At 41.6% G+C, this 20,699-nt stretch carries 24 protein-coding genes and 1 pseudogene; all 25 read right to left on the bottom strand.

Going from position 1 to position 20,699, the window contains the following annotated elements:
- Positions 1–104 precede the first annotated feature (104 nt).
- Complete coding sequence (locus RIL182_RS02745) at positions 105–1,739, bottom strand: recombinase family protein (RefSeq protein ID WP_006859208.1); 1,635 nt, start codon at positions 1,737–1,739, stop codon at positions 105–107.
- Positions 1,740–1,751: 12 nt separating this feature from the next.
- Positions 1,752–2,651 carry a recombinase family protein gene (locus RIL182_RS02740; protein WP_242655648.1) on the bottom strand — a complete coding sequence of 300 codons (900 nt, stop codon included), beginning with the start codon at positions 2,649–2,651 and terminating at the stop codon, positions 1,752–1,754.
- Positions 2,623–4,239, bottom strand: a complete 1,617-nt coding sequence (locus tag RIL182_RS02735; RefSeq protein ID WP_044999555.1) for a recombinase family protein — start codon at positions 4,237–4,239, stop codon at positions 2,623–2,625. Before RIL182_RS02735 ends, RIL182_RS02740 begins: the two co-directional genes overlap by 29 nt.
- 90 nt (positions 4,240–4,329) lie before the next feature.
- Complete coding sequence (locus RIL182_RS21100; protein ID WP_006859206.1) at positions 4,330–4,488, bottom strand: SHOCT domain-containing protein; 159 nt, start codon at positions 4,486–4,488, stop codon at positions 4,330–4,332.
- An 81-nt stretch (positions 4,489–4,569) separates the two neighbouring features.
- A complete protein-coding gene (locus RIL182_RS02730; RefSeq protein ID WP_015516261.1) occupies positions 4,570–4,965 on the bottom strand; it encodes a hypothetical protein in 396 nt (131 codons plus the stop codon).
- 705 nt (positions 4,966–5,670) lie between these two features.
- Entirely contained in the window at positions 5,671–6,096 is a 426-nt protein-coding gene (locus RIL182_RS02725; protein WP_006859205.1) for an RNA polymerase sigma factor, read from the bottom strand.
- A 374-nt stretch (positions 6,097–6,470) separates the two neighbouring features.
- The gene (locus RIL182_RS02720) at positions 6,471–7,052 is read right to left on the bottom strand and encodes an accessory gene regulator B family protein (protein ID WP_044999554.1); all 582 of its coding nucleotides are present in this window, start codon (positions 7,050–7,052) and stop codon (positions 6,471–6,473) included.
- A gap of 3 nt (positions 7,053–7,055) precedes the next feature.
- Positions 7,056–7,217 (bottom strand): cyclic lactone autoinducer peptide, encoded by a 162-nt coding sequence (locus RIL182_RS02715; RefSeq protein ID WP_006859203.1) that lies wholly within the window; start codon positions 7,215–7,217, stop codon positions 7,056–7,058.
- Between the two features lie 105 nt (positions 7,218–7,322).
- Entirely contained in the window at positions 7,323–8,516 is a 1,194-nt protein-coding gene (locus tag RIL182_RS02710) for an ATP-binding protein (protein WP_006859202.1), read from the bottom strand.
- Between the two features lies 1 nt (position 8,517).
- Entirely contained in the window at positions 8,518–9,222 is a 705-nt protein-coding gene (locus tag RIL182_RS02705; protein WP_006859201.1) for a LytR/AlgR family response regulator transcription factor, read from the bottom strand.
- 58 nt (positions 9,223–9,280) lie between these two features.
- Entirely contained in the window at positions 9,281–9,616 is a 336-nt protein-coding gene (locus tag RIL182_RS02700) for a helix-turn-helix domain-containing protein (RefSeq protein WP_006859200.1), read from the bottom strand.
- A gap of 203 nt (positions 9,617–9,819) precedes the next feature.
- On the bottom strand, positions 9,820–10,059 hold the full coding sequence (locus RIL182_RS22025) for an HTH domain-containing protein (RefSeq protein WP_319017280.1): 240 nt from the start codon (positions 10,057–10,059) through the stop codon (positions 9,820–9,822).
- Between the two features lie 28 nt (positions 10,060–10,087).
- Positions 10,088–10,738 (bottom strand): hypothetical protein, encoded by a 651-nt coding sequence (locus RIL182_RS02695; RefSeq protein WP_006859199.1) that lies wholly within the window; start codon positions 10,736–10,738, stop codon positions 10,088–10,090.
- A gap of 26 nt (positions 10,739–10,764) precedes the next feature.
- A pseudogene (locus RIL182_RS02690) lies at positions 10,765–11,193 on the bottom strand (HTH domain-containing protein).
- A gap of 137 nt (positions 11,194–11,330) precedes the next feature.
- Entirely contained in the window at positions 11,331–12,395 is a 1,065-nt protein-coding gene (locus RIL182_RS02685; protein WP_006859197.1) for a hypothetical protein, read from the bottom strand.
- Positions 12,396–12,521: 126 nt separating this feature from the next.
- Entirely contained in the window at positions 12,522–13,487 is a 966-nt protein-coding gene (locus RIL182_RS02680) for a hypothetical protein (protein WP_006859196.1), read from the bottom strand.
- A 50-nt stretch (positions 13,488–13,537) separates the two neighbouring features.
- The gene (locus tag RIL182_RS02675; protein WP_006859195.1) at positions 13,538–14,938 is read right to left on the bottom strand and encodes a hypothetical protein; all 1,401 of its coding nucleotides are present in this window, start codon (positions 14,936–14,938) and stop codon (positions 13,538–13,540) included.
- Between the two features lie 36 nt (positions 14,939–14,974).
- Positions 14,975–16,510, bottom strand: a complete 1,536-nt coding sequence (locus tag RIL182_RS02670; protein ID WP_006859194.1) for a hypothetical protein — start codon at positions 16,508–16,510, stop codon at positions 14,975–14,977.
- Positions 16,511–16,512: 2 nt separating this feature from the next.
- A complete protein-coding gene (locus RIL182_RS22265) occupies positions 16,513–16,638 on the bottom strand; it encodes a CLI_3235 family bacteriocin precursor (RefSeq protein ID WP_082241399.1) in 126 nt (41 codons plus the stop codon).
- Positions 16,639–16,808: 170 nt separating this feature from the next.
- Positions 16,809–17,642 carry a hypothetical protein gene (locus RIL182_RS02660; RefSeq protein ID WP_006859193.1) on the bottom strand — a complete coding sequence of 278 codons (834 nt, stop codon included), beginning with the start codon at positions 17,640–17,642 and terminating at the stop codon, positions 16,809–16,811.
- A gap of 63 nt (positions 17,643–17,705) precedes the next feature.
- Positions 17,706–18,080 carry a hypothetical protein gene (locus tag RIL182_RS02655; RefSeq protein WP_006859214.1) on the bottom strand — a complete coding sequence of 125 codons (375 nt, stop codon included), beginning with the start codon at positions 18,078–18,080 and terminating at the stop codon, positions 17,706–17,708.
- Entirely contained in the window at positions 18,080–18,907 is an 828-nt protein-coding gene (locus RIL182_RS02650; RefSeq protein WP_006859192.1) for a hypothetical protein, read from the bottom strand. Before RIL182_RS02650 ends, RIL182_RS02655 begins: the two co-directional genes overlap by 1 nt.
- Positions 18,908–18,923: 16 nt before the next feature.
- Positions 18,924–19,082 carry a hypothetical protein gene (locus tag RIL182_RS21090; protein ID WP_006859191.1) on the bottom strand — a complete coding sequence of 53 codons (159 nt, stop codon included), beginning with the start codon at positions 19,080–19,082 and terminating at the stop codon, positions 18,924–18,926.
- 248 nt (positions 19,083–19,330) lie between these two features.
- A complete protein-coding gene (locus tag RIL182_RS02645) occupies positions 19,331–19,879 on the bottom strand; it encodes a hypothetical protein (RefSeq protein ID WP_006859190.1) in 549 nt (182 codons plus the stop codon).
- A 45-nt stretch (positions 19,880–19,924) separates the two neighbouring features.
- Positions 19,925–20,698, bottom strand: coding sequence for a hypothetical protein (locus RIL182_RS02640; protein ID WP_006859189.1), 774 nt, complete (start codon positions 20,696–20,698; stop codon positions 19,925–19,927).
- Between the last annotated feature and the right edge of the window lies 1 nt (position 20,699).

The raw sequence follows: 20,699 nt of genomic DNA, 5'->3' as shown, positions 1-20,699 counted from the left end.
TTTATGCCAACAATAAAACGCCCGGATCATCGGGCATTTTATTCTTACCATAAACTGGCAGGAACAACGTTTCCTATTTACTTGCTGCCATTCCTGCCGCAGCCTTACTCATATCGAATCTCCTGTTCCATGACAATGCCTGACTGGAACTGTATCAGCAGCTTCTCGCTGGATTCCACTTTGATGGTGGAGATCAGCCGTCTGACAAGGTCATTGTCGAACTCCGGTATCTGGCAGGTGCTTGTGCTTAAGTAATGGTCGATATCTTGGATTCTCTGTTCATAGCTGTCAGCCATCCATTTCTCGTTTCTGGCTGTTTTCTGTGCCTCTTTTAAGGCATTGATTTCCTCTGCTATGGTGCGATAGCGTTCATCAAACTCCGGTGTGTAGGAGCCGGTCTTTGCATTCTCCGCGATCAGTGCCACCATCTCTTCCTGCTTTTCTTTTATCTTTTCTTCGTATTCCTCAGACTCTTTTGCGGTGCTGTAGTTCCCGATGACATGGATGATGTTCTGCCGGAAGTTTTCCATAAATTCCATATCATCACTTGTGATCCTGTGGATGGCTTCCATCACCGCCCTGTTTAATGCGTTCTCTTCGAGTGTCTCGGATTCCCCGCATTTCTTCACTCCGTTGGTCAGCCGATTGCTGCATCTCCAGACCACTTTCTTTTTCCCGTTTCTCGCCCAGGTGACTCTCCTGTACTCCTGTCCGCATTTTCCGCAGATCAGCATGCCGGTCAGTGCATAGGTGGAGGAATACCTGCTTTTCTGGTTCTTCTTCCGGGTGACAGCCGCCTTGCATAAGGATGCCCTCCGCATCATCTCTTCCTGTACCCTGTAGAACAGCTCTTTCGGAATGATTGCCTCATGGTCATCTTCCACATAATACTGCGGTACGATTCCAGTGTTCTTGACTTTCTTTTTTGTCATGAAATCCACCGTATAGGTTTTCTGCAGTAATGCATCTCCCATGTATTTTTCATTGCGGAGCATTTTGTCTATTACCGTGGAATGCCATTTGTCCTGCCCTGTGGCGGTCTTGATTCCCTGCTCTTCCAGATGCTTTGCGATCTTCCCGGTACTGTAGCCTTCCAGATAAAGGCGGAAGATCAGCTTTACGATCTCTGCCTCTTCGGGTACGATGACCAGGTCACCATCCTCGTTTTTGGTGTATCCCATGAACTTTGTGCAGTTTACGATGACCTTGCCTTTTTCAAATTTCCTCACGACTCCCCAGCGGATGTTCTCACTGATGTTGCGGCTCTCCTCCTGTGCCAGGCTGCTTAAGATGGTGATAAGGATTTCGCCGGTTCCCTCCAGTGTATTGATCCCCTCTTTCTCGAACACCACCGCCACATTCTTTTCCTTCAGTTTTCGGATGGTCACCAGCGAGTCTACCGTGTTCCTCGCAAACCTGCTGACCGACTTTGTAAGGATCATGTCGATTTTTCCGGCAAGGGCATCCTGTATCATGGCATTAAAGTCTGCCCTCTTTTTGGTGTTTGTTCCACTCTTTCCGTCATCTGCATAGATGCCGGCATTTTTCCAGTTTTCGTTTTCAGATATCTTGCTGGTATAATACTCCACCTGTGCCTCATAGCTGCTGTCCTGCTCTTCCAGTTCCGTACTGACACGGCAGTAGGCAGCGACCTTCATTTTCTTCTCTGACAGTTTCACATTCCGGTCATACTGCACCTTGGCAGGTATCATGCTGATCTTTTTTGCTGTTTCTGCCATCTGCTCTCCCTCCTAATCCTTGTACCCGGCTGTGACACGGCTCCCATTGATAAGCTCCACTTCTGCCATGTTTCCGCCATGCACCCAGATGCGTGCGATTATTTTTCTATATAAATTTTCATCAAATGTTTCCAGTTCCTTTTTCCCTGCAAGGATGTTTTTGACCTCCTCTGTCCGGAACTCCCCATCCCTGACCTCCAGTGTCCGGTAGCGTTCCTCTGCCCTTTCATAGAGCAATTTCATCAGGTCTGTTTCTGTGCGTTCCTGTTCTTCTTTCATCCGCTGCAGGTTCCGCTCCAGAACCCGGTACTGAGGGCTGACCTTTTCCTCCTGCCTTTGTACCCGGAGCAGGCCTTTGTTTCGTATCACTGCATTGATGGCTTCCACACACACCTGCTTTGCCTGCCCGTCTGTAATAAAACTGTTCCTGCAGTTTTTTGCTCTGCCAATCACATAACTCTTGCACTTCCACTTGGCAGTGCCGCCACGCTCTTTTTTGTGGCTCGGCTGGATATGGCTGCATACTGCCCCGCATTCTGCACACCAGATGACACCTCCGAAGAGGATTCTCTCATCCCTGCCGGACCGGTGGTCTGCCCTTCCAAGCTCTGCCCTCACCTTTTCCCGTCTGCGCTGGACTCTCTCAAACAGTTCCTCTCCTATGAGCTGCGGATAGTATTCTGTGCCAAGGTAGCTTGGGTTTTCCAGTATCCTGCCAATGAATGCATGGGTCCAGGACACTTTCCCTTTTGCATTGCATATTTTTCTCCCTTTCAGGTTCTGGGCGATCCTGCCTGCCGCCACTCCGCTGTCATAGTCTGTAAATATCTGTTCCACAATCTTTCTCTGCTCTTCGCAGATGGTGATTTTTCCATCCACAACTTTATAGCCGATTGGCATGTGCCACTGCATCCTGTCCACCTCCCCTCTCCGTCAGTTTCAGTCCGTTGTACAGGCAGAAGGTGATGTCGTGTTCTTTGGAGACCACGATCTTCTCCGCTGTCATTTTAAACAGTTGCTCGTCAAACTCCTCCATTAATCCGTCCTGTTCTGCGATCAGTTGGATAAGCTGTTCGGTCCGCACGATTTCTTTTGTCCTTCTCAGCTTTCTGGTCAAAAGTGTCTTTTTTCTCCTGCATTCCGTCAGTTGCCAGCCAAGCTTGCTACTGCTCTCCATAAAAAGAGCAGAGTCCATATATCCTTTCCTCATGACTTGGTTTAGGATTTGGCTCTGCCCGCTTATATCTTTGATTTCCTTATCCAGTTGTCTGATTTCCTCACTGTCCTGCCTTGCTGCCACAAGTTCTGTCAGCTCTTTTAACAGCGGCTCTAATATCGTTCCCTGATTGGTGTACAGCTTGTTCCACATGTCTGTAAAAGCCCGGTGCAGCACATCCTCCCGGATGGCTTTCAGGCAGCAGCGCTCTTTATCCTCCACATGTCCGCTGCACGTCCAGATGATTTTTTCATATGGTTTCCCGATGTAGATTTTCTGCCGCCGGAAGGTTCTTCCGCACTCTCCGCAGATGATTCTGCCGGAAAACAGGTATCTTTTGGTGTAGTCACTCTTGTTCATGTGCAGTACATCCACCCGGTATGCCATCAGGTTGCGTACCGCTTCTGCCTCCTCATGTGTGACGATTGGCGGATGGCTGTCTTTGATGAGATACTGGTTTCTCTGTCCGTTGTTTACCCTGCGGACAAATGGGAACCTTGTTTCTGTATATGTCCTCTGCTGAAGCATATCTCCCTCATAAATGGGATTTTTCAGAATGTCCTGTATCACCCCGTCCTGCCACTTTTCTGCACCCCGGATTGTTGGAATGCCTTTCTGGTTCAGTGCCTTTGCTATCACATACACTCCCATGCCGTTTAAGTAAGACTCATAAATCCACCTTACGGTTTCTGCCTCGGATTCTATGATGACTAAATTTCCATCCTCGTCTTTTCCATAGCCATACGCTGGCGTGGATATGATATAGGTTCCATCCTGAAAGCGTTTCTGTATCGCCCAGCGGTTGTTGCTTGAGATGTTTTCTGATTCCCCCTGCGCCACCGATGCCAGGATGGTAATGAACAGCTCGCTTTTTTCTGACAGCGTGTTGATATTCTCTTTTTCAAAGTAGATTCCAACGCCGATCTCCTTCAGCTTTCGGATGGTCTGGATGCATTCCACCGTATTTCTTGCAAATCTTGTGATGGATTTCGTAAGGATCAGGTCGATGTTCCCATCCTCACAGTCTGAAATCATCATCTGGAACTCATCCCTGTGCTTTACGTTTGTTCCGCTGATTCCTTCATCCGCATACACCCCTGCAAACTCCCACAGGGGGTTGCTCTCGATTTTTTCCGTATAGTACTCGACCTGTGCAGTATAGGAAGTTGCCTGTGCCTGACTGCCGGTACTGACTCTGGCATATCCGCACACTTTCAGCCTGCGTTCTTCCTGTGTATGTTTCTGCGCTTTTGCTGCCTTTATGACAGTCACTTTTTTTGCCATGCTTTTTTCTCCTTTCCCAGTATTTTCAAGGGTTTGCACTCCCTGTCAGCAACATACACTACCACATAGTCCTTTATATATCCAGTGTTATTACAGATATACTTTTGCTAATTCCGGGGAGAAAGTCTTGACATTCAAAACCCGGATTTTTTCCCATTCTTCCTCGGTTAACAGCTTATCTTCATGCATCCTTTTTAAGAGAAATTCGGCAATCTTATACCGCACCTCATTCGCTCCGCCTTCCATCATCTTTTCCCTTTTTCCTCCCGCAATTTAAGAACGTTAAATTCATTCTCCCAAGCCAAACACTTTTGCCCAGAAGAAACACCTTTACATCATCCCGATTTCAGCCATGGTTGCAGCCTCATCTTCTTCCCGGAAATACTGTTCCGATACATCCCTGCTGACTGAAAGCACCTCTCCTGCGTCCTTTTCTCCCATCTGGATTGGGATTAAGAACGGATTGATTTCCTTGCAGAATTCCTGATTCGGACAGCTATTGATAAAATAGCCGCAGGTATCTAATATCAGCCTGTCACACATATCTGTGATGACGATCTTTTCAGCCTCAAACATGTGGCTGCCGATATAATTTGCGATATTTTCTGCCGTAGTCGAGATATAGTCCTCTTTCCGCTCCCCTCCATCACTCGGATAAAGATAGGCATATCCTGCCCTCTCCGTTTCAAAAATCCTTAACATCATTTCGGTATCTTCTTTCTTCATCTCCTGTTTTCCTCCATTCCCCATTTTTCAGCTTTTCTTAACTCCACAAGAATACGGCGGAAGTTCCCCTCCGCCGCATGGTTTCTGTAATTAAGTCTTACTGCCATAATCCTTCACTTCATAAATAAAAAGTGTCTGTCCCTATTCGTCACTACTCCCCGGAACCAAAACGCCGCCAAAACAGAGAAGAAAAAATCCCAAAGCCGGCATTTCATGGGCAGTCAGTCCAGACTGTCTTTGGTCCCTGCCACTCGGACAGGCAGACATCACAGGTAGCTCACCTCCACCACTGCGTGCTGGCTAATCTCAAGGTGTATCATTATAGGCCATTCCCCTCTTCGCGCCTGTCCACCACAGACAGGCTGTACCCCGGCTTTCCCGCTCGGCTCCTTAGATGCGATCTTTTTCACAGCATGGCTGGCAGAAAGAACATCTGCCCGATTGCTGCAGGAGTGTCACTGCGCCCCGGTTACGGCTCATGAAACGGCTAACGTATCTGAACTGCTGGATATGGCTGGCAGGATATGGCGTGATTCCATCCTGCGCTCGGAGCCCTGCATTCCTCTCCGGCATTTTTCAATGTGCGTTTTGTCTGCCTGTGTCGTATCCACACACGAGACATGAGAGGATTCCCGGAAGAGACCATCTGTCCAGAAAAAGTTCCTCTCATAAGGTACTCACAGAAAAACACGTTTTGAGGGGGTATTAATCAAAATATTTTTTTATTTTCTTTACCGCACCGTTTATGCTCTCCCGGATGTTCTTCTCTCCGACCCCTTCTTTCGCTGCAATCTGCCGGTATGTCATGCCCTCAAAAAAATAAAAATGCAGCCGCTCTCTCTGCACTGGGGTGAGTGACTGCATTGCTTTCTGCAGGGTTTCTATTTCCATCTGCCGGATGACCGTATCCTCTACCGATTCCCCGGTCAGCTCCACCAGATCTTCCGTTTCTCCCTCTGTATATCCGTCCTTGGTCGTATGTCTGATATCCCGCATTTCCTGTGCGTGGGCTTCTTTGCGGAACGTATCGACAAGTGCCTCGTAGACTTCTCTGGTCACATAGGTGTATTCCAGCTCACCAACTGCATCTTTATAAAAATCCTTTACTCTGATCCTGATCCATTCTGACATTCAAATGTCCTCCATTTCGTAATTTTTTTGAAATGAAGGACATCTGGAGGGCCTCTGGGTTTTACTTCACTGGAAAAAGACAATAAAAAAAGGTGCTGTTCCCATGCAAAATAAAGCATGCAAAACTGCACCCGGATGTTATCCTTATGAACTTTTCCCTTTCTGCCGCCCCCTGCAATCCGGTGCGGCATGAATTCCCCAAAACATGCCACGCCTTTCTTCTCCTAAGCCTTTTTGCGGTACTATACTTGGAAAGAAAGTGCGTTTCAATATAAGTGTAATAAGTCTTACGGTACCTGTAATAAGTTACCGTCTTGGATTGTCATCCTTCCTGTTTTCCAGAAAAAAAGTCCCTTCCGTTTGTTCGGAAAGGACTATCTATTTTCGGTATGTGACTGTATCCATAGCTGTGCTTTTCCTATAAGCATAAACAGTGCCGTGATGCAGATTCCTGTATAAACAGCGTAAGCATACAGTACCTGGCCTGCATGCCACAAAATGCCAAGCACAGCCAGTTCCAACGCTGCAATCAGCCTTGCTTTTCTGCCAAAATGCTTTTGTTCCTCTTTATCCAGTTTTCGGTTCTTGCTGTGCATGGGACTGAGTAAAAAAATAATCCCTGCGGACACCAGCAATACTGCCAGCAGCCATGCCAACGATGTCTTGTAAAACACAGCCTGTGTATAAACCGGAACCAGCAGCACCAGATTGGAACCAAGATAGCAGAAAATCCTGCTGTCTGAGTGATATCCACCAGTATAGCTGCGAAGAACCATAAAAGACAGGGTAAACACTGCCACAACCGCCAGTTGCTCTGTGAGCAGCCCGATGACCAGTGCCGTCACAACGTTTAGAAGCAGGATCATACCATTGCGTATTCCAAACTGGTATAATTCCTGCTCCTCCTCTTTTATGATTCCCCGCTCAACCATACGATGGCTGAGCCATCTCGTCATAGCTTAAAACCTTCTGAGTTTTTTGGAATCTTCTGGCATCTTGTCCTGTCCCAGATACCACATGCAGGAACGGTTCGTTGCCATGGTTGTCACCATAAGTGCCAGTGCTGCCATCACGCTCATGGATTTGCTGCTCAGTCGGTACATCCAGTTTCTTTTCTTCATTTTTAGTAAAACCCTCCTTTTTTTGATATTTTCACTCTAACAGTTTCCATATAAAAATCAATCTATCTGTAACAAGTTGCAGGTTTGCTGTAATAAGTTGCAAGTTCACTCCAGTTTTGTGATTCCATTGAGCAGAAGGGCTGCCTCAAAATGTTCCCCCTGATCCTTTAACAGAAGCTCCCCGCCATATTTTTCTGCCACTTTCCGCACTGAACGGATTCCCCTGCCGTGTTTTATTTTATCTTTTTTGCTTGTCTGTCGATAGGAACTTGTCCCGGATGGCTTGCTGTTCTTAATGGATAAAAGCAGTCTGCCCTCTTGAAACTTTGATTCTACATGAACATACCGTTTTTCCTGTTCCACTGCCATTGCTGCCTCTATCGCATTATCCAGAAGATTCCCATACAGAACACCCATGTCCCCGATATCCACGGATACTCTCTGGGGGAGCAGCGTTGTAACCTGCATCGGTATCTCTTTCTCTTTTGCCTTTACGCTTTTTACTTTTAATATGGCATTCACCACAGGATTTGCGGAATAAATGATCTCTTCTGCCAGCCGGATGTCCTGTATCTGTTCCTGATACCGTTCCATGTCCTGATAGTATTCGTTCCGGTATAAGATTTCCCTCTGGATCATTTCCTCTTCGTGCTGTTTTTCTTCCACTGTCGTATACTTTTCAATCATCAGAAAAATTACATAATTAGTGATGATAATGACAAAGATGATGCACATGCACAGCACGACCATCTGTGCCGAGATTAATTCTTTTGCAACCTCTATCAGTAAAAAGCAACTGATCAGGCTGCATAAAGGTATCATTGTCAACATATATTGCGTTTCTTTTGGCATTGCTGATAGTCGAATGCTTTTTCCAGATTTCAGTCTGCAAAACACCTCCACAATTGTTGCTTTCAAAAGTGCCATAAAAAACACGATAAAATAATATGAAACCGTGGTATCGTCCAACACCTTTTCCATGAATGCCTTATTAAACAAATATCCTAACGGTTCTGCAACTCCCATAATCCCCATATACAGCAAAACCGCAATCAGCCTGCTTACAATCCCTGCCTCATACTGGCAGACATATACACAGAGAATCGCAACCATCGTCACAAAATTCAGCCAGCTTATCCCCATCTGGTTCACCGCACTTCCAATCAGCTCGCACACTATCAGCAGAAGAACAGAAAACTCCATGGAAGTTTTTCTGTTTCCAATGAACTCCTCTAAATACCTGCGGTAAATGCAGAGGTCAAAAAGATTTATGACAAGCCTCACCCCATATAATGCCATGTCACATTCCTCCCTGCACAAACGCTATGTGCTTTTTCGTCAGCTCCTTCCGGTACCCTCTTGTCACTCCCAGCTCTGTGCCGTCTGTAAGCATGACCATGCCGCTGGATACGGAATGAACATGTTTCAAATTAACGATAAAAGAGCCATGAACGGCGGCAAACATGCGCTCATCCAGTTTCCCCCATATTTCATTCAAATTCATGTTGGACTGATATTTCATTTTCTTTGTGTGGATAATCGCCTGACGCCCCCGCTTTTCCAGATACAGGATTTCGTCAAACTTCAGACTGTACCGCACCCTGCGGTAACTAAATGAAAAACTCTGATTGGTCAGATTCAGATAGGTTCCTGCCTTCTCAAACAGCACACGGAGCCTTTCTTCTGAGATTGGTTTTGGAATAAAATCAAATGTGACAACTTCAAATACACTTGGCATGTATTTGGTATAGCTGGTAAGAAACACCAGCAATGCTTTGGAATCTGTCTCACGGATCTGTTTTGCCACCGCAAGTCCGTCCATTCCAGGCATCTCAATATCAAGAATGTACATATCCGGCTTTTGCTCCGCATCTGCACATTCCCTCAATAATTCTTCCGGTCTGGTATAAAACACATACTCCACCGCATAATCGATCATACGCAATGTATAGCGTCTAATCCTTTCAATGTCCTGCTGATTATCATCGCAGATTGCTACCCTCATACATCGTCTCCTTCTCAAAATATATTGATCAAATATACATCCCGGAGACTGTGCTGCTTTAACGGCCTGTCATCAGCTTTCTCATATACGCAAGCATGCGGTCTATAAATGCATCCCGTTCCTCCCTGCTGCAGTTTGCAAGGAACAGTTCAATATCAACCTTATGATTTGTATCCCCCGTAACCAGATAAGTCGGCTCGATCCTGTACTTCTCATACAAGATCAGCATTTTCTCCGGCTGTAAGCCATAGACACCGCTTTCGATTTTTCGATAATGCTCTACCCCTACATCCAGCGTCTCTGCAAAAACTTCCTGCGTATATCCACTGTTTTCTCTGGCGGTTTGCAACCTTTTTCCGATCTGTATATTGATTTCCTTCTTCTCTGCTTTCATGGAATTCACCTCGCTTTTATGGTAATGATACCAACGAGAAATACCCGAAAACAGATTGCAATACAACACTTCAAAAGTCGTATTGCGACATATCCCCATAAACGAAAAGTGAGCAGCAGACACCAATCCGCTACTCGCCTTCTATCTTTCTTTATTCTAATTACATTTCCTGTTATTCCACCAGTTTCCCAAGCACCACATGATTATATTGGTAACTCACAATCCTTTAGCCAAAATCGCAGTTCCATAACAGTCACAGCAATTTTATATTTTACTTCGATTTCAACTTTTTCTGGCGGATTGGCTAAAAGCCTGTCAATATCCTGTTCCTCAACATCAGCCATTTTTGCTATCGTTAGCTTGGATATGCCATGATAGGAAACAAGCACTTCCAAAAAACCGCTTAATTGCTTATCCTTATCTTCAATCGCTCCAAAATACAGAAATCCTACTTCTATTTAAAATTCTGAATTATGAACTCAATTCCGTTACCAGTGAAGAATATCTTTTTGTCCGGTTCTTTATATCCTCCTCACTGACACCATAATAACAATATAAATCTCTGGCTATTTTCTTAAACCTTTTTATGACCGACTTATTTCCAGAGTAAGATATTCCAAATATATTCCAGGTATAATCTACCTCTATTTCCATTAAATCCTCACCAATTTTTATTTCATATAAATGAAAATCCATGGGAATTACATTATCAGGCATTTGGTCAATCAATTTATTTCTAATTTCCATTTCATTCAAAAAATTTTTAACAGATTCTTCATTATGAAAATCTGGTTTTGGAATATCCTTCCTTTGGCCCAAAAGTTCTGGTTTATGCTGCATAATCAAACTAGCTTTTAGATTTTTCTGTCGTTCTATCCAATTTGTTGCGGCAGGATTGATTTCCACTAAATCATAATGATCCTTTGCGTATTGCACCACTTCCGCAAGGGTATGCGGGTTGACCGCTATTCTCTTTTCTATCCTTTTTCGTCTGGATTGATAGATAGCATTTCGGATTCTAATCTTTAGAGATTGCTTTTGAGCTTCTCCAAATATAAAAACACTTGTGGGACCATCTTCACCATTTATTATGGAAACTTGATTGATACTTTTATTTTTCATAAGTGCCCTCTACTCACAAATCCCGATTATATCGGTGATTCACAATCTTTTAGCCAAAATCGCAATTCCATAACAGTCACAGCAATTTTATATTTTACTTCGATTTCATCTTTTTCTGGTGGATTGGCTAAAAGCCTGTCAATATCATTTTCCTCAACACCAGCCATTTTTGCTATCGTTAGCTTGGATATGCCATGATAGGAAACAAGCACTTCCAAAAAACCGCTTAATTGCCTATCCTTATCTTCAATCGCTCCAAAATACAGAAATCCTACTTTACTAAGTATTTTAAGACGCAATGCAGGATCATCTGGCAAACATTCCACATTGCCCATTACTACTCAATCTACTGTTTCTTCAGTTATTTCTAAATATTTTGAAAGAGTATTTTTATTAAAACGATACTCCTCAATTAAAGAAGTCAACATTTCTGAAATATTTTTTGTTTTTATCATATTTGTGCCTTAATCTCCACTTGTATCATTTACAATATTGCTTGTAACAAGTGTCCCTATGTGAAAGGCACACTCTACACTTTATTGTTGTTATCTTCCATTTTCCGAGCAATTATAACTTTTCCAATCTACGTTTATCAAATGCTCCAAAATTTAGATGCCAGCTCCCGATTTATGATAGATGAGAGAAAATTAGGATTATTATTCTGGAACACTTTCAGACTTTCAAAAAAAGCCGCTTTATTCTCTGTCTTTATATCTGAAAAAGTTGCATCCAGCTTCTGATCTTTTACATTTTTCTCCACATATTCCTCCGACTGCTTTTCGTAATTATCAACCATCGAAGGATTCTTTTTCACTGCCCCTTCATACCAATTTGTAAGGTATTTTAATGCATTAAGCTGTCTGTCCTCATTGCTGCTTTCTTTACTAATCTTCTGATATTCCGTGTATGCACTGCCGTCCATCGTCCTCATCATATCAAGCGCATTTGTAGTCTTTACAAGATTGCTACCATGTCCAAGATATGTACCTTTCCCTACTCCATAGTCCATATTTCCGTTATTGTCAGCTTTTCCTGCGCTCGCAAGCTTTGCGATAGACTCCATTGCTTCCAAAAATGGTTTTCTGCTATCTTCCGGGATAAAATTCTCTGCCGCATATTCCGCTTTTTTCATACCAAGTGAAATATTTGCCTGCCGTTCTTCCTCTGTCATAGAGCCAGTATTTCCAACAAGGAAATTCTGACGGATGATATCATACACAAATCCCTGTTCCTCTTTGCTGCAGTTCTCCACCGCAGATGCAACCGCCTTGTCTGCACCATACATTCCGGAATATGCCGGAAGTTCTAGTGAGTTATCAACCTGCGTAATTTCTTTTTGGAACGCTGCATTTCTCGCCTCCATTGATTCCCGCTGCTCCTGTGTTACATTGGCATCCACTATACCTTTCTTGTTTTCCACAAGTGCAGCCATTCCATCTCCCGAAAATTCAACAATAACCGCATCTCCATACTGCGAACCGATGTCCTTCATCGCCTGCAGGGTTTCTTCCCTTGACATCTTGTCCATAATCTTATTGCCATGTTCATCTGTAGTGTTAAATTCATACTTTACAAGGGTGTCTTTCTTATATATACCATTCCCATATGAGGGAATATTCGTTGTTCCTCTGTAAAACTGACTGTAATCAATATTCATAATATACACTCTCCTCTACTTTATTTTTTCTTAGGTATTTGTGAAATACCAAAAGTCTCATAAATACAATATTTTTACCACATAAAACATACTATATTTTTATAGTTTCATACTTGTATATATATCTTATGCAAACATATAATATCTGCCTAAATCATCAACTTTATATACATTATTTGTCTGAGTGGTGCCATAATTATCACCATAATATATCTTTATTCCTTTCAAATTTTTTGTCCATGCACTTATGTCTGCACAATCATTTTCTGCCGCCAAACATTTTCTGGCAGTAGCATAACAGGAACCCGGCATATCAATTTCCCATGCTTTGCTGGAATCACCATCATACGGAATATATGTAACTCCATTAGGAGTCAAAAATGTAAAACCATCTTTTTCGCGTTTCAGATTTCCTGATATCTCAAGTAAAGCATATAATCCTGCCGTAGACCGCTGTGAACTTACCGGATATTTTTGAAATTCATCAGCTAATTTATTCAGCGTCTCTATATCTTTATCGGATGTTATGATTACCGAAACTCCTTGTGCCTCATTTCCCTTTATCGACAAATAATTTAACCCTGTCTTTGGATCACGTTTTACTACCAATCCCCCCTGTAGCGGTATCTCCTTTATATCAATATTTCTTTTGTCAGACAAATCATTCAAAAGATTTTTCAGTTCACTTGTCATGGTTACATTATACGAAAATGGCTGATCCATATTAATCAGGAACTCCATTCCTGTTTTCTCATCTCTTTGAATTGCTAATTGATCTTCTCTTATATAAAAATCTTTTCCTGTCTGCTTATCTACAATCTCATATGCTGCTACTCCATTCACATATGTAGCATCTTCAATTTTATATCTTTCTGTCTCTATTGGTAATTCAATATCTTGAGAGATACTATTTTGTGTATAAATTCCAAAGTTACTATAATCTGTACTGTTTACATAGGAATCCCTTGTGCTAATCTTATTACTTATACACTCTTGGGCTTTATTCATTGTATCAGAAAAATTTCCTACTGCATTTCTATTATTTTTACTGCATAACATACTTTGTTGTAAGTAACCATTCTCTATTCTCATGATTCTCCCTCCCAATCACTTGGGTTTTATTGAATACTCCATTATAAACTTTAATCTTTTATCTGAAATGTACCGTCTGCTATAACAAACTGTACATTTAACTCAGACATAATATCTTTGTGCTGTGTCCGGTTATATGCTAAAATTTCCCGGATATCGCTTGCATAATCCTGATAGGTCAGGTTATCGCCCGGATTATTTAACAGGTCATCCAGTGTTTTCGGCAGACCATGTATCGCTGTATTTTCCACGGAAAGGTCTCCAAGCGATACACTGCCGCCAGTTGCCTTATATAAAAATTTTTCCACATCCACCGCAGCTTGTAACAGATACTTTTCTTTATCGGACAATGCCTGTATTTCCGAATCCATAGAAAAATAAATATCCATCAGATCATCCGAATACTTTGACAAAACATCCTCTATCTTCTGTTTCATTGCATTATCATTAATGCCATCGACACTTACCTGACCATCCGCCCCAATTTTTATGGAAAACGTGGAATCTGAAATATCCATTCCCGCTTCTTGCAAATCAACAGATATCCTGTCTTTTACTGTGGTATTCATTTTTGCACTTGCATTCGCACTATCCAGCTCTGTTGCGGTACAAAAGATATTTAAAAGGGCATTTTCCTGCTCCGTCAGTTCTTTGCCTGCCGCCTTCTTTTCCAGTAAATTGTGAATCTGCTCATCATCCGGCACTGCCCCACCCTGCATGACAGCTTCTGCCTGTTCCTGATGCAGTTTCTCCATCTGCTCTGTATAATAAGTTTTGTACTTCTGCCGGATTTCCTTAATTGCACGCATCTCCTCCGTATCGATTAAGCCTTCCTGCATCTGCTTCCGGACTGTCCCTGCATATTTCTGAACCTCTGCCATTTCCTGATAAGCTCCATGGCTTTTATCCGCCTGCGTTGTCTGGAAAGAAAGATGATATTCGGCATCCGGGTTTACCGTCGAACCATTCTTTGCCTGTACCTTTACGGTATAACCCGTGTTGTCCGAATTCCAGTTCGGTATGGTAATACTAAGACCGCCATTTCCATTCTCTTTCCCAATGCCGACCTGATTGCCTTCCTCATCATACAAAACCATCTCATAATCATAGCCTTCCGGTATATGATCTAAAGTGATAGTAATATCCCTATTATAGGTATCCTTCACAAAACTTAATGCCCGGTACTCTGTAATATTGAATTCGTAATAGTCCACATCCTCCGTATCCGATAAACTTCCCTTTAAATATCCGTCCGGCTTATTGATAAGTGCCGTCAGATCCAGTGTTCTTCCAAACACATCCTGATCCGTATATTTATTTGTTTTCCAGAAATAATCATTGGAAACTTTACTATTTTCTACTGCAATATTTTTATCAGTGGGTAAACCTTTTTTCTTAAAATCATATCCCACAAGCTGCGCATGCATCTCTACTGTGCGGGTTATTACCATCTGTTCATTCTCCTTGTGTATAATTACTTTTCATAATCATAATACTTTTCTGAAACTGTACTCATACATATCCGAATACATGTTATCATGCGGTTGGGGCGTCAGCCTTCTATCCAATGCCGCCATATCCACCGTAAAACCACTGTCTGCCACAGAGAACGCTCCATTGCTGAATTGAAACTCCGAAGTAAAATCAGGAATCCCCAGATCACCACTTATCCGGTTATGTCCTATGATATTTATCAATGCATCCTTTATCCGCTCTATCTTGGCGTTGTCCTTTGTTTTGTTGATCAGATCAGCAGCTTTTCCCGGCAGCCCGCCAATCTTTCCGTCTGGTGTCAGGTAAAGGTTCTCCAGAGAAATATCTTCTCCCGTAACCCCTTTTAAGTAACGCCTGACTTCCTGCACATCCGTGGCATACTGGTAGGTATTGGACGACAGATTTCCCACACTGTCAGCAATTCCTGTGTAATACTGATACATCCGGTCACTGTACTTTTCCTCTACCAGTTTCTGAACCTGTTCCCGGACTTCCTTATCTTCGATACCGCTCACTGTTACATTCCCATTGCTTTCAATCTTTATCTGCATTCCCTCCAGCTCATCACGGGAGATACCTTTGCTTTCCAGATCCTTTACAAAATCCTCGGAAAAATCATTTTTCAGTTCCGCCTTCTGCTGTGCTTTCTCAAAATCTTTCAGGTTTGCAAAAATCTTCACATACTCCGTTTCCGCATCATCCAGTGTCTTTCCTTCTGCCATGTCCTGCAACAATTCATCCACTGTGCGCCCGCCTTTGTATTGTTTTTCTTCCGGCAGACTTTCAAACTGCTTCTGGTGGAGTTTCTCCATTTCTTTTGTATAATTTTTCTCTGTATCCATCAGGACTTCATTATATTTGTCGAGGTATTCCCTCCAATTTTCATCTTTCCGGCTGTATGCACCGTGAAGGTTCCCGAATGCCTCCCTTATGGCATCGGTCTTTTCCTGTTCTTTATTTTCCGTAACCTTGAAACTGATTTTATAATAATCATGCGGAGAAACTTCTTCCCCATTTTTGTTTTCTATTTTGATACAATATTTATTGGTATTTGTATCCCAGTTCGGGATGGTCAGTGTTTTACGTCCTTCTCCGTCCCATTCTGCCTTTCCGACCTGATTGCCATATTCATCATATAAGGTGAGGTCATAATCACAGCCTTCCGGCATGTCCATGTATATTTGAACCCCAAAATAATTCTGTATGGTTCGATTAAATGGAATGGAAAAGTTGTAGAAATCCACATCCTTTTTATCACTGAGATTTCCTTTCAGACTGCTGGTTTCGTCCTTAATCAGAAAATCCAGATCCAGAAACGTACTTCCCTTCTTCTTGTCCGAAACCTCATAAGTGGTATGCTGTCTGCGATAAGTGTCATTGCTGCCAAGTGTACAGGAATCTTCCTGAAGTGTCATATTTTTCTTCAGTTTTCCTTCAAAAAATGCCACTGTTTCCTTTCCAGACATGAAAAAAATCGGTTTTTGACGAAATGCTGCCCCATATGTAGAACCAGTATTGTTTATTTCCATTTCTATTTTCTTCTCCCCAATGATCTATTACAGTTCTGGCACTTACATACGCAGAAGCAAGTACATGAACAAGAAGCATATGCCATAAATGTTCCTTTTTCAGTCTTTGTTTTCTTCCCTAATTTCATATGGAACTCCTCCTATCTCAATATCATTTTTGCATCATGCATAAAATTATTCTCCTATTTTGGATGCCAACACTGTATAAAATTCTTTTTCCTGTTGCAGATATGCTGTCCTTTCCTCTGTCATTCGGAATCTATTCACTCTCCATAACGGTCCAAGTGATCTATTACTTTTATGACCATCTATACCAAGTTCCGCTATTCAAAAGCTGTGACATACTTTCTTCATATCTTTTCACTGCTTTCTGCTGAATGGAACTAGGCACCACATAATCGTTACCAACTTCACGTATTTTCCCATTTACCAGTTCGCAATGTGTCCCGTTTATCACAAATTCTCTGCTTGTATCCACTCCCTGTGACGCAAGAAAATCTAAAATATAATCGGTGTATGTATCTGTCATACTTGAAAAATACTGCTGATCCGCAAAATGTATCAGGGAGCTCAGACCACCTATCATCATATTGCATCTTTCATCATCTGCCTTGCTTCCGTTTCCATAGCCCTCGCCCCAGACAAAATCTTCCTGTACCGTCATGCTGTATCCATTTCCAAGATTAAATCTGCTTCCAACCCCAATCGTGATACTGTTTGTACTGGGATCATATGGTTTGTACCCTCTGGTTTTAAATGGCTGCTGTACGGTTCCAAAGGTTTGAATCTCGGATGGGAGATATGACATACCCGTAATTGCCGTAAACGCTTTCTGCCCATTCACATAAAAGGAAGTATGGGTTGCACTGTCTATATCCGCTGTAATCTCGACTTTCTCATCATTGGCAAAAGGATTCTGTCCGGTCATTCCGGTTCCATATGCAAACAGCATTCTTGTAAACTGATATCTTGTATGCTCATCAAAATGATTCAGTGTCTCTGTATCTTCTCCCTTTACATCTCCATTGCAAAAATCAACAAATTCATTTTTGCTGCCATCTTTTGTAGATAATTTACCTGTCTTTGTGTTATAAATGAAATTATAGGAACTTCCAACTTTCGTTATACTCATAAAATTGTTCTCCTTTCTGCATAGGAGTCAGTAATATGCTCTGACTCCTACATGAAATACTTTTTAAAAATCTAATTCATTACCCGGATATGGCTCCATAATACACTTAAACTTTCCATTTTTTGAAATGCTTTCAACTTTCACCGAATCCTCAAATGTGACTGTCATCTGTGTATCGTAAGTTTTCCATTCAAACTGCGACCAGCTTACACCGTTACCGGTATGATCATAAGCCTTGATTGCATCGTTATATTGCTTTTTTTGTTTTTCTGAATATTCCGGCACATTTTCAGTATTATTTATTTCCAACAACATTCTTAAACTATCCGGCACTCCATCTAACGCTTTTCTCCACGCTTCACTCTGTTGCTTTGCAACCGCCATCTCATGCTTTTTCCTTATTATTTCAATATTTCTCAAACATTTTAATGCCCGCATTAAACAATAAAACCAATTTTTTCAAACAGAAATTCACAATATTTATGCATATCCTGATTTCCGCTTCTTAAAACATAAGAAAACAAAGACTTTATATCTATATTTCCTCCCGTTCTTTCATATTGCTCCAGATAAAGTGAACGGAACTCTAAATAAGAATCTTGAATATAGTCACATGCCTGATTTATATCAAAGGCATCAAACGATTCATCCAATTTTGTATTCTGAAATTTCTGCTTATTTTCTGCATTTTGCTTTTGACTTTTGGCAACCATTTTGTCCCATTTTATCAGTTCCTCAAAACCTTTATTTAGCTTTTCCAATTCTTCATCCATTGACAACAGACGTCTTTTTCCACTCTCTGGATTATCGCATACATACACTTCTCTTGTTCCATTCCTATATCCTTCTACAATTTTTTGATACATAGTAGAATAGGCATATGCAGCTCCCATTCCAATATCATCGAAACCATATCCATTTTTACTTTCACGGATACTCTTTAAATATTTAGTCTCTTCATCCCATAATTCTTGAAGATAATCCTTTGACCAAGTAGTTTTAGGCACTGTTTCTCTAATATAATTTACGTAACCAGCGTCTAAGGCAAACCTATCATGTATATATGCGTTTTCCTGATTTTCCCCATCGGCTTCATCTGAATGCCCTATCCTCCGGCATACGTCCTTGCTGGATGTTACGGTCATTTTTTCTTGCGATTCATTTGCCTTATGCTTTTTATGAGAAAGCTCTATAGTTTTCATATGATCGCCTTTTTGATGACCGTACAATGAAGATACGGTATTCTGACCAAAACCAATGTGCATACTTCTATTCCTCCAATCAGTTTATCTGAATTGTACCGTCTGCTATAACAAACTGTACATTCAACTCAGACATAATATCTTTGTGCTGTGTCCGGTTATATGCTAAAATTTTCCGGATATCACTTGCGTAATCCTGATAGGTCAGATTCCCGCCCGGATTTAACTGAATTTTCAACGCCTAATCCCATATTAACTCCTTTTGTTTTGCCATTACGATAATCACAACCACAACACTCCACAAAATATTTCATTATTCTGACCTAGTTTTCCCTTTTCTTCGGTCCTTTCGGCTGGTGATAAATTGCTGAATACTCTGCCGTCCTGCCAAGAACTGTTTTTCCACTTCATTCTGGGCAATTCTCTCCACTACCTTCAATACCTTGTTTGTAATCTTTTCTTTCTTCAAAATTATAGAAATTGATACTATGCATATGTATCAAAACCTACCTTATTTTTAGTTGTCGCTTCTATAGCAATCATATTTTCTGTTTTTTTATCTTCTTTTTCTTTATCCTCTTTCATTCTCTCCAGCCATTTGTCAATTTCTGAATCCGTACCAGTCTCTCCAAAAATGCCACAGGTTGTCATTTCGGTTCCATTATTCGTAAACTTAAACTCCACTGATATCAGTTTACTACCATGACTTATTGCCGCCTTCTGTGCATTTCGTATAACATCTGGCATAATTGCTAAATTTTCCTCAAGCCATTTCGCAGTTTTTTCATCTCCACATGCCTTTTGCATTACACTTCTGTCAATCAATACAGAAGCATTTTTGCATGGAGTCAAACATTTATACTTGTTAGTCAAATACTTTGAATAGTCTGATACATTTTTAAACTTATTGGCTGAATTCATAGTGTATCCTGCATAATAATTCTTTTCACTATTCTTTGATGGCTTTACATTTTCATTTTTTACATTTCCGTATGTGTATGTATTGGCATACGATGATACTCCATTAATTCCCATACTGCATCTCTCCTTTCTATTTAGCCTTGATTTTTTATTTGCAGGCTATTGGGTTTTGTTCGATACGCTTACTGCCATTGTAAAATTTGTCTCATAAGAAGCTACTGCCTGACTTATTGTGACAGTCTTGGCAGACGAACTACTCTCAGCCACCAATCGAGTTCTGGCATCCTGAGCGGATAACCTTTTATTTTGCGCATATTCTTCATAAGCTGTTCTTTCCGCTTGTTTTTTCTGAATCCGCTTTTTTTCCTGTTGTTTCTTTACCTGATTTTCTATTCTCTTTTTATTTTCTATTCTGCGCTCCCAAAAACTATTTTTTGACTTATCATTAAAAATCTTCCCACCATTCCCATTGTTATAACCAGCACTCCACATCTCAGCATGACATTCTTCTTTTGATGCTCCATAATATATTGTAGAAAACGCTCCTCCGCATATACCGGACCATTTATCTGGTTGTGACCAACCCACTTGCAAATCATTTAATACCCATGCTTCATACTCTGGATCATTCTTCATTGCTTCAAAACCCGCCTCTGAAATTGTAACAGATATTGACTCGCCTGCTCTTGTGGGGTGCATTGGAATTTGAGATATTTTATTGTAAATGTACTGCTTGTATTCCACCATCGTCATATCTTTAGCAGACACAGAACCTATTTTTGAATTGCCCACTATACTTCCACTAGCTTCGCTCTTTTCTCTTACACTATCCGCAAACCTTGTATCTTCCTTCTCCTGATCTTTAGCCGCATTTTTCTGTTGGTACTGATTGTAAGCCCGTGTCATATAGTTCACATTAATTGTATTACTCATA

Origin of the sequence: Roseburia intestinalis L1-82 (assembly GCF_900537995.1) — a bacterium.
Taxonomy (GTDB): domain Bacteria; phylum Bacillota; class Clostridia; order Lachnospirales; family Lachnospiraceae; genus Roseburia; species Roseburia intestinalis.
The sequence above is the reverse complement of the archived record's forward strand: the minus strand, read 5'-3'. Positions and strand labels throughout refer to the sequence as shown.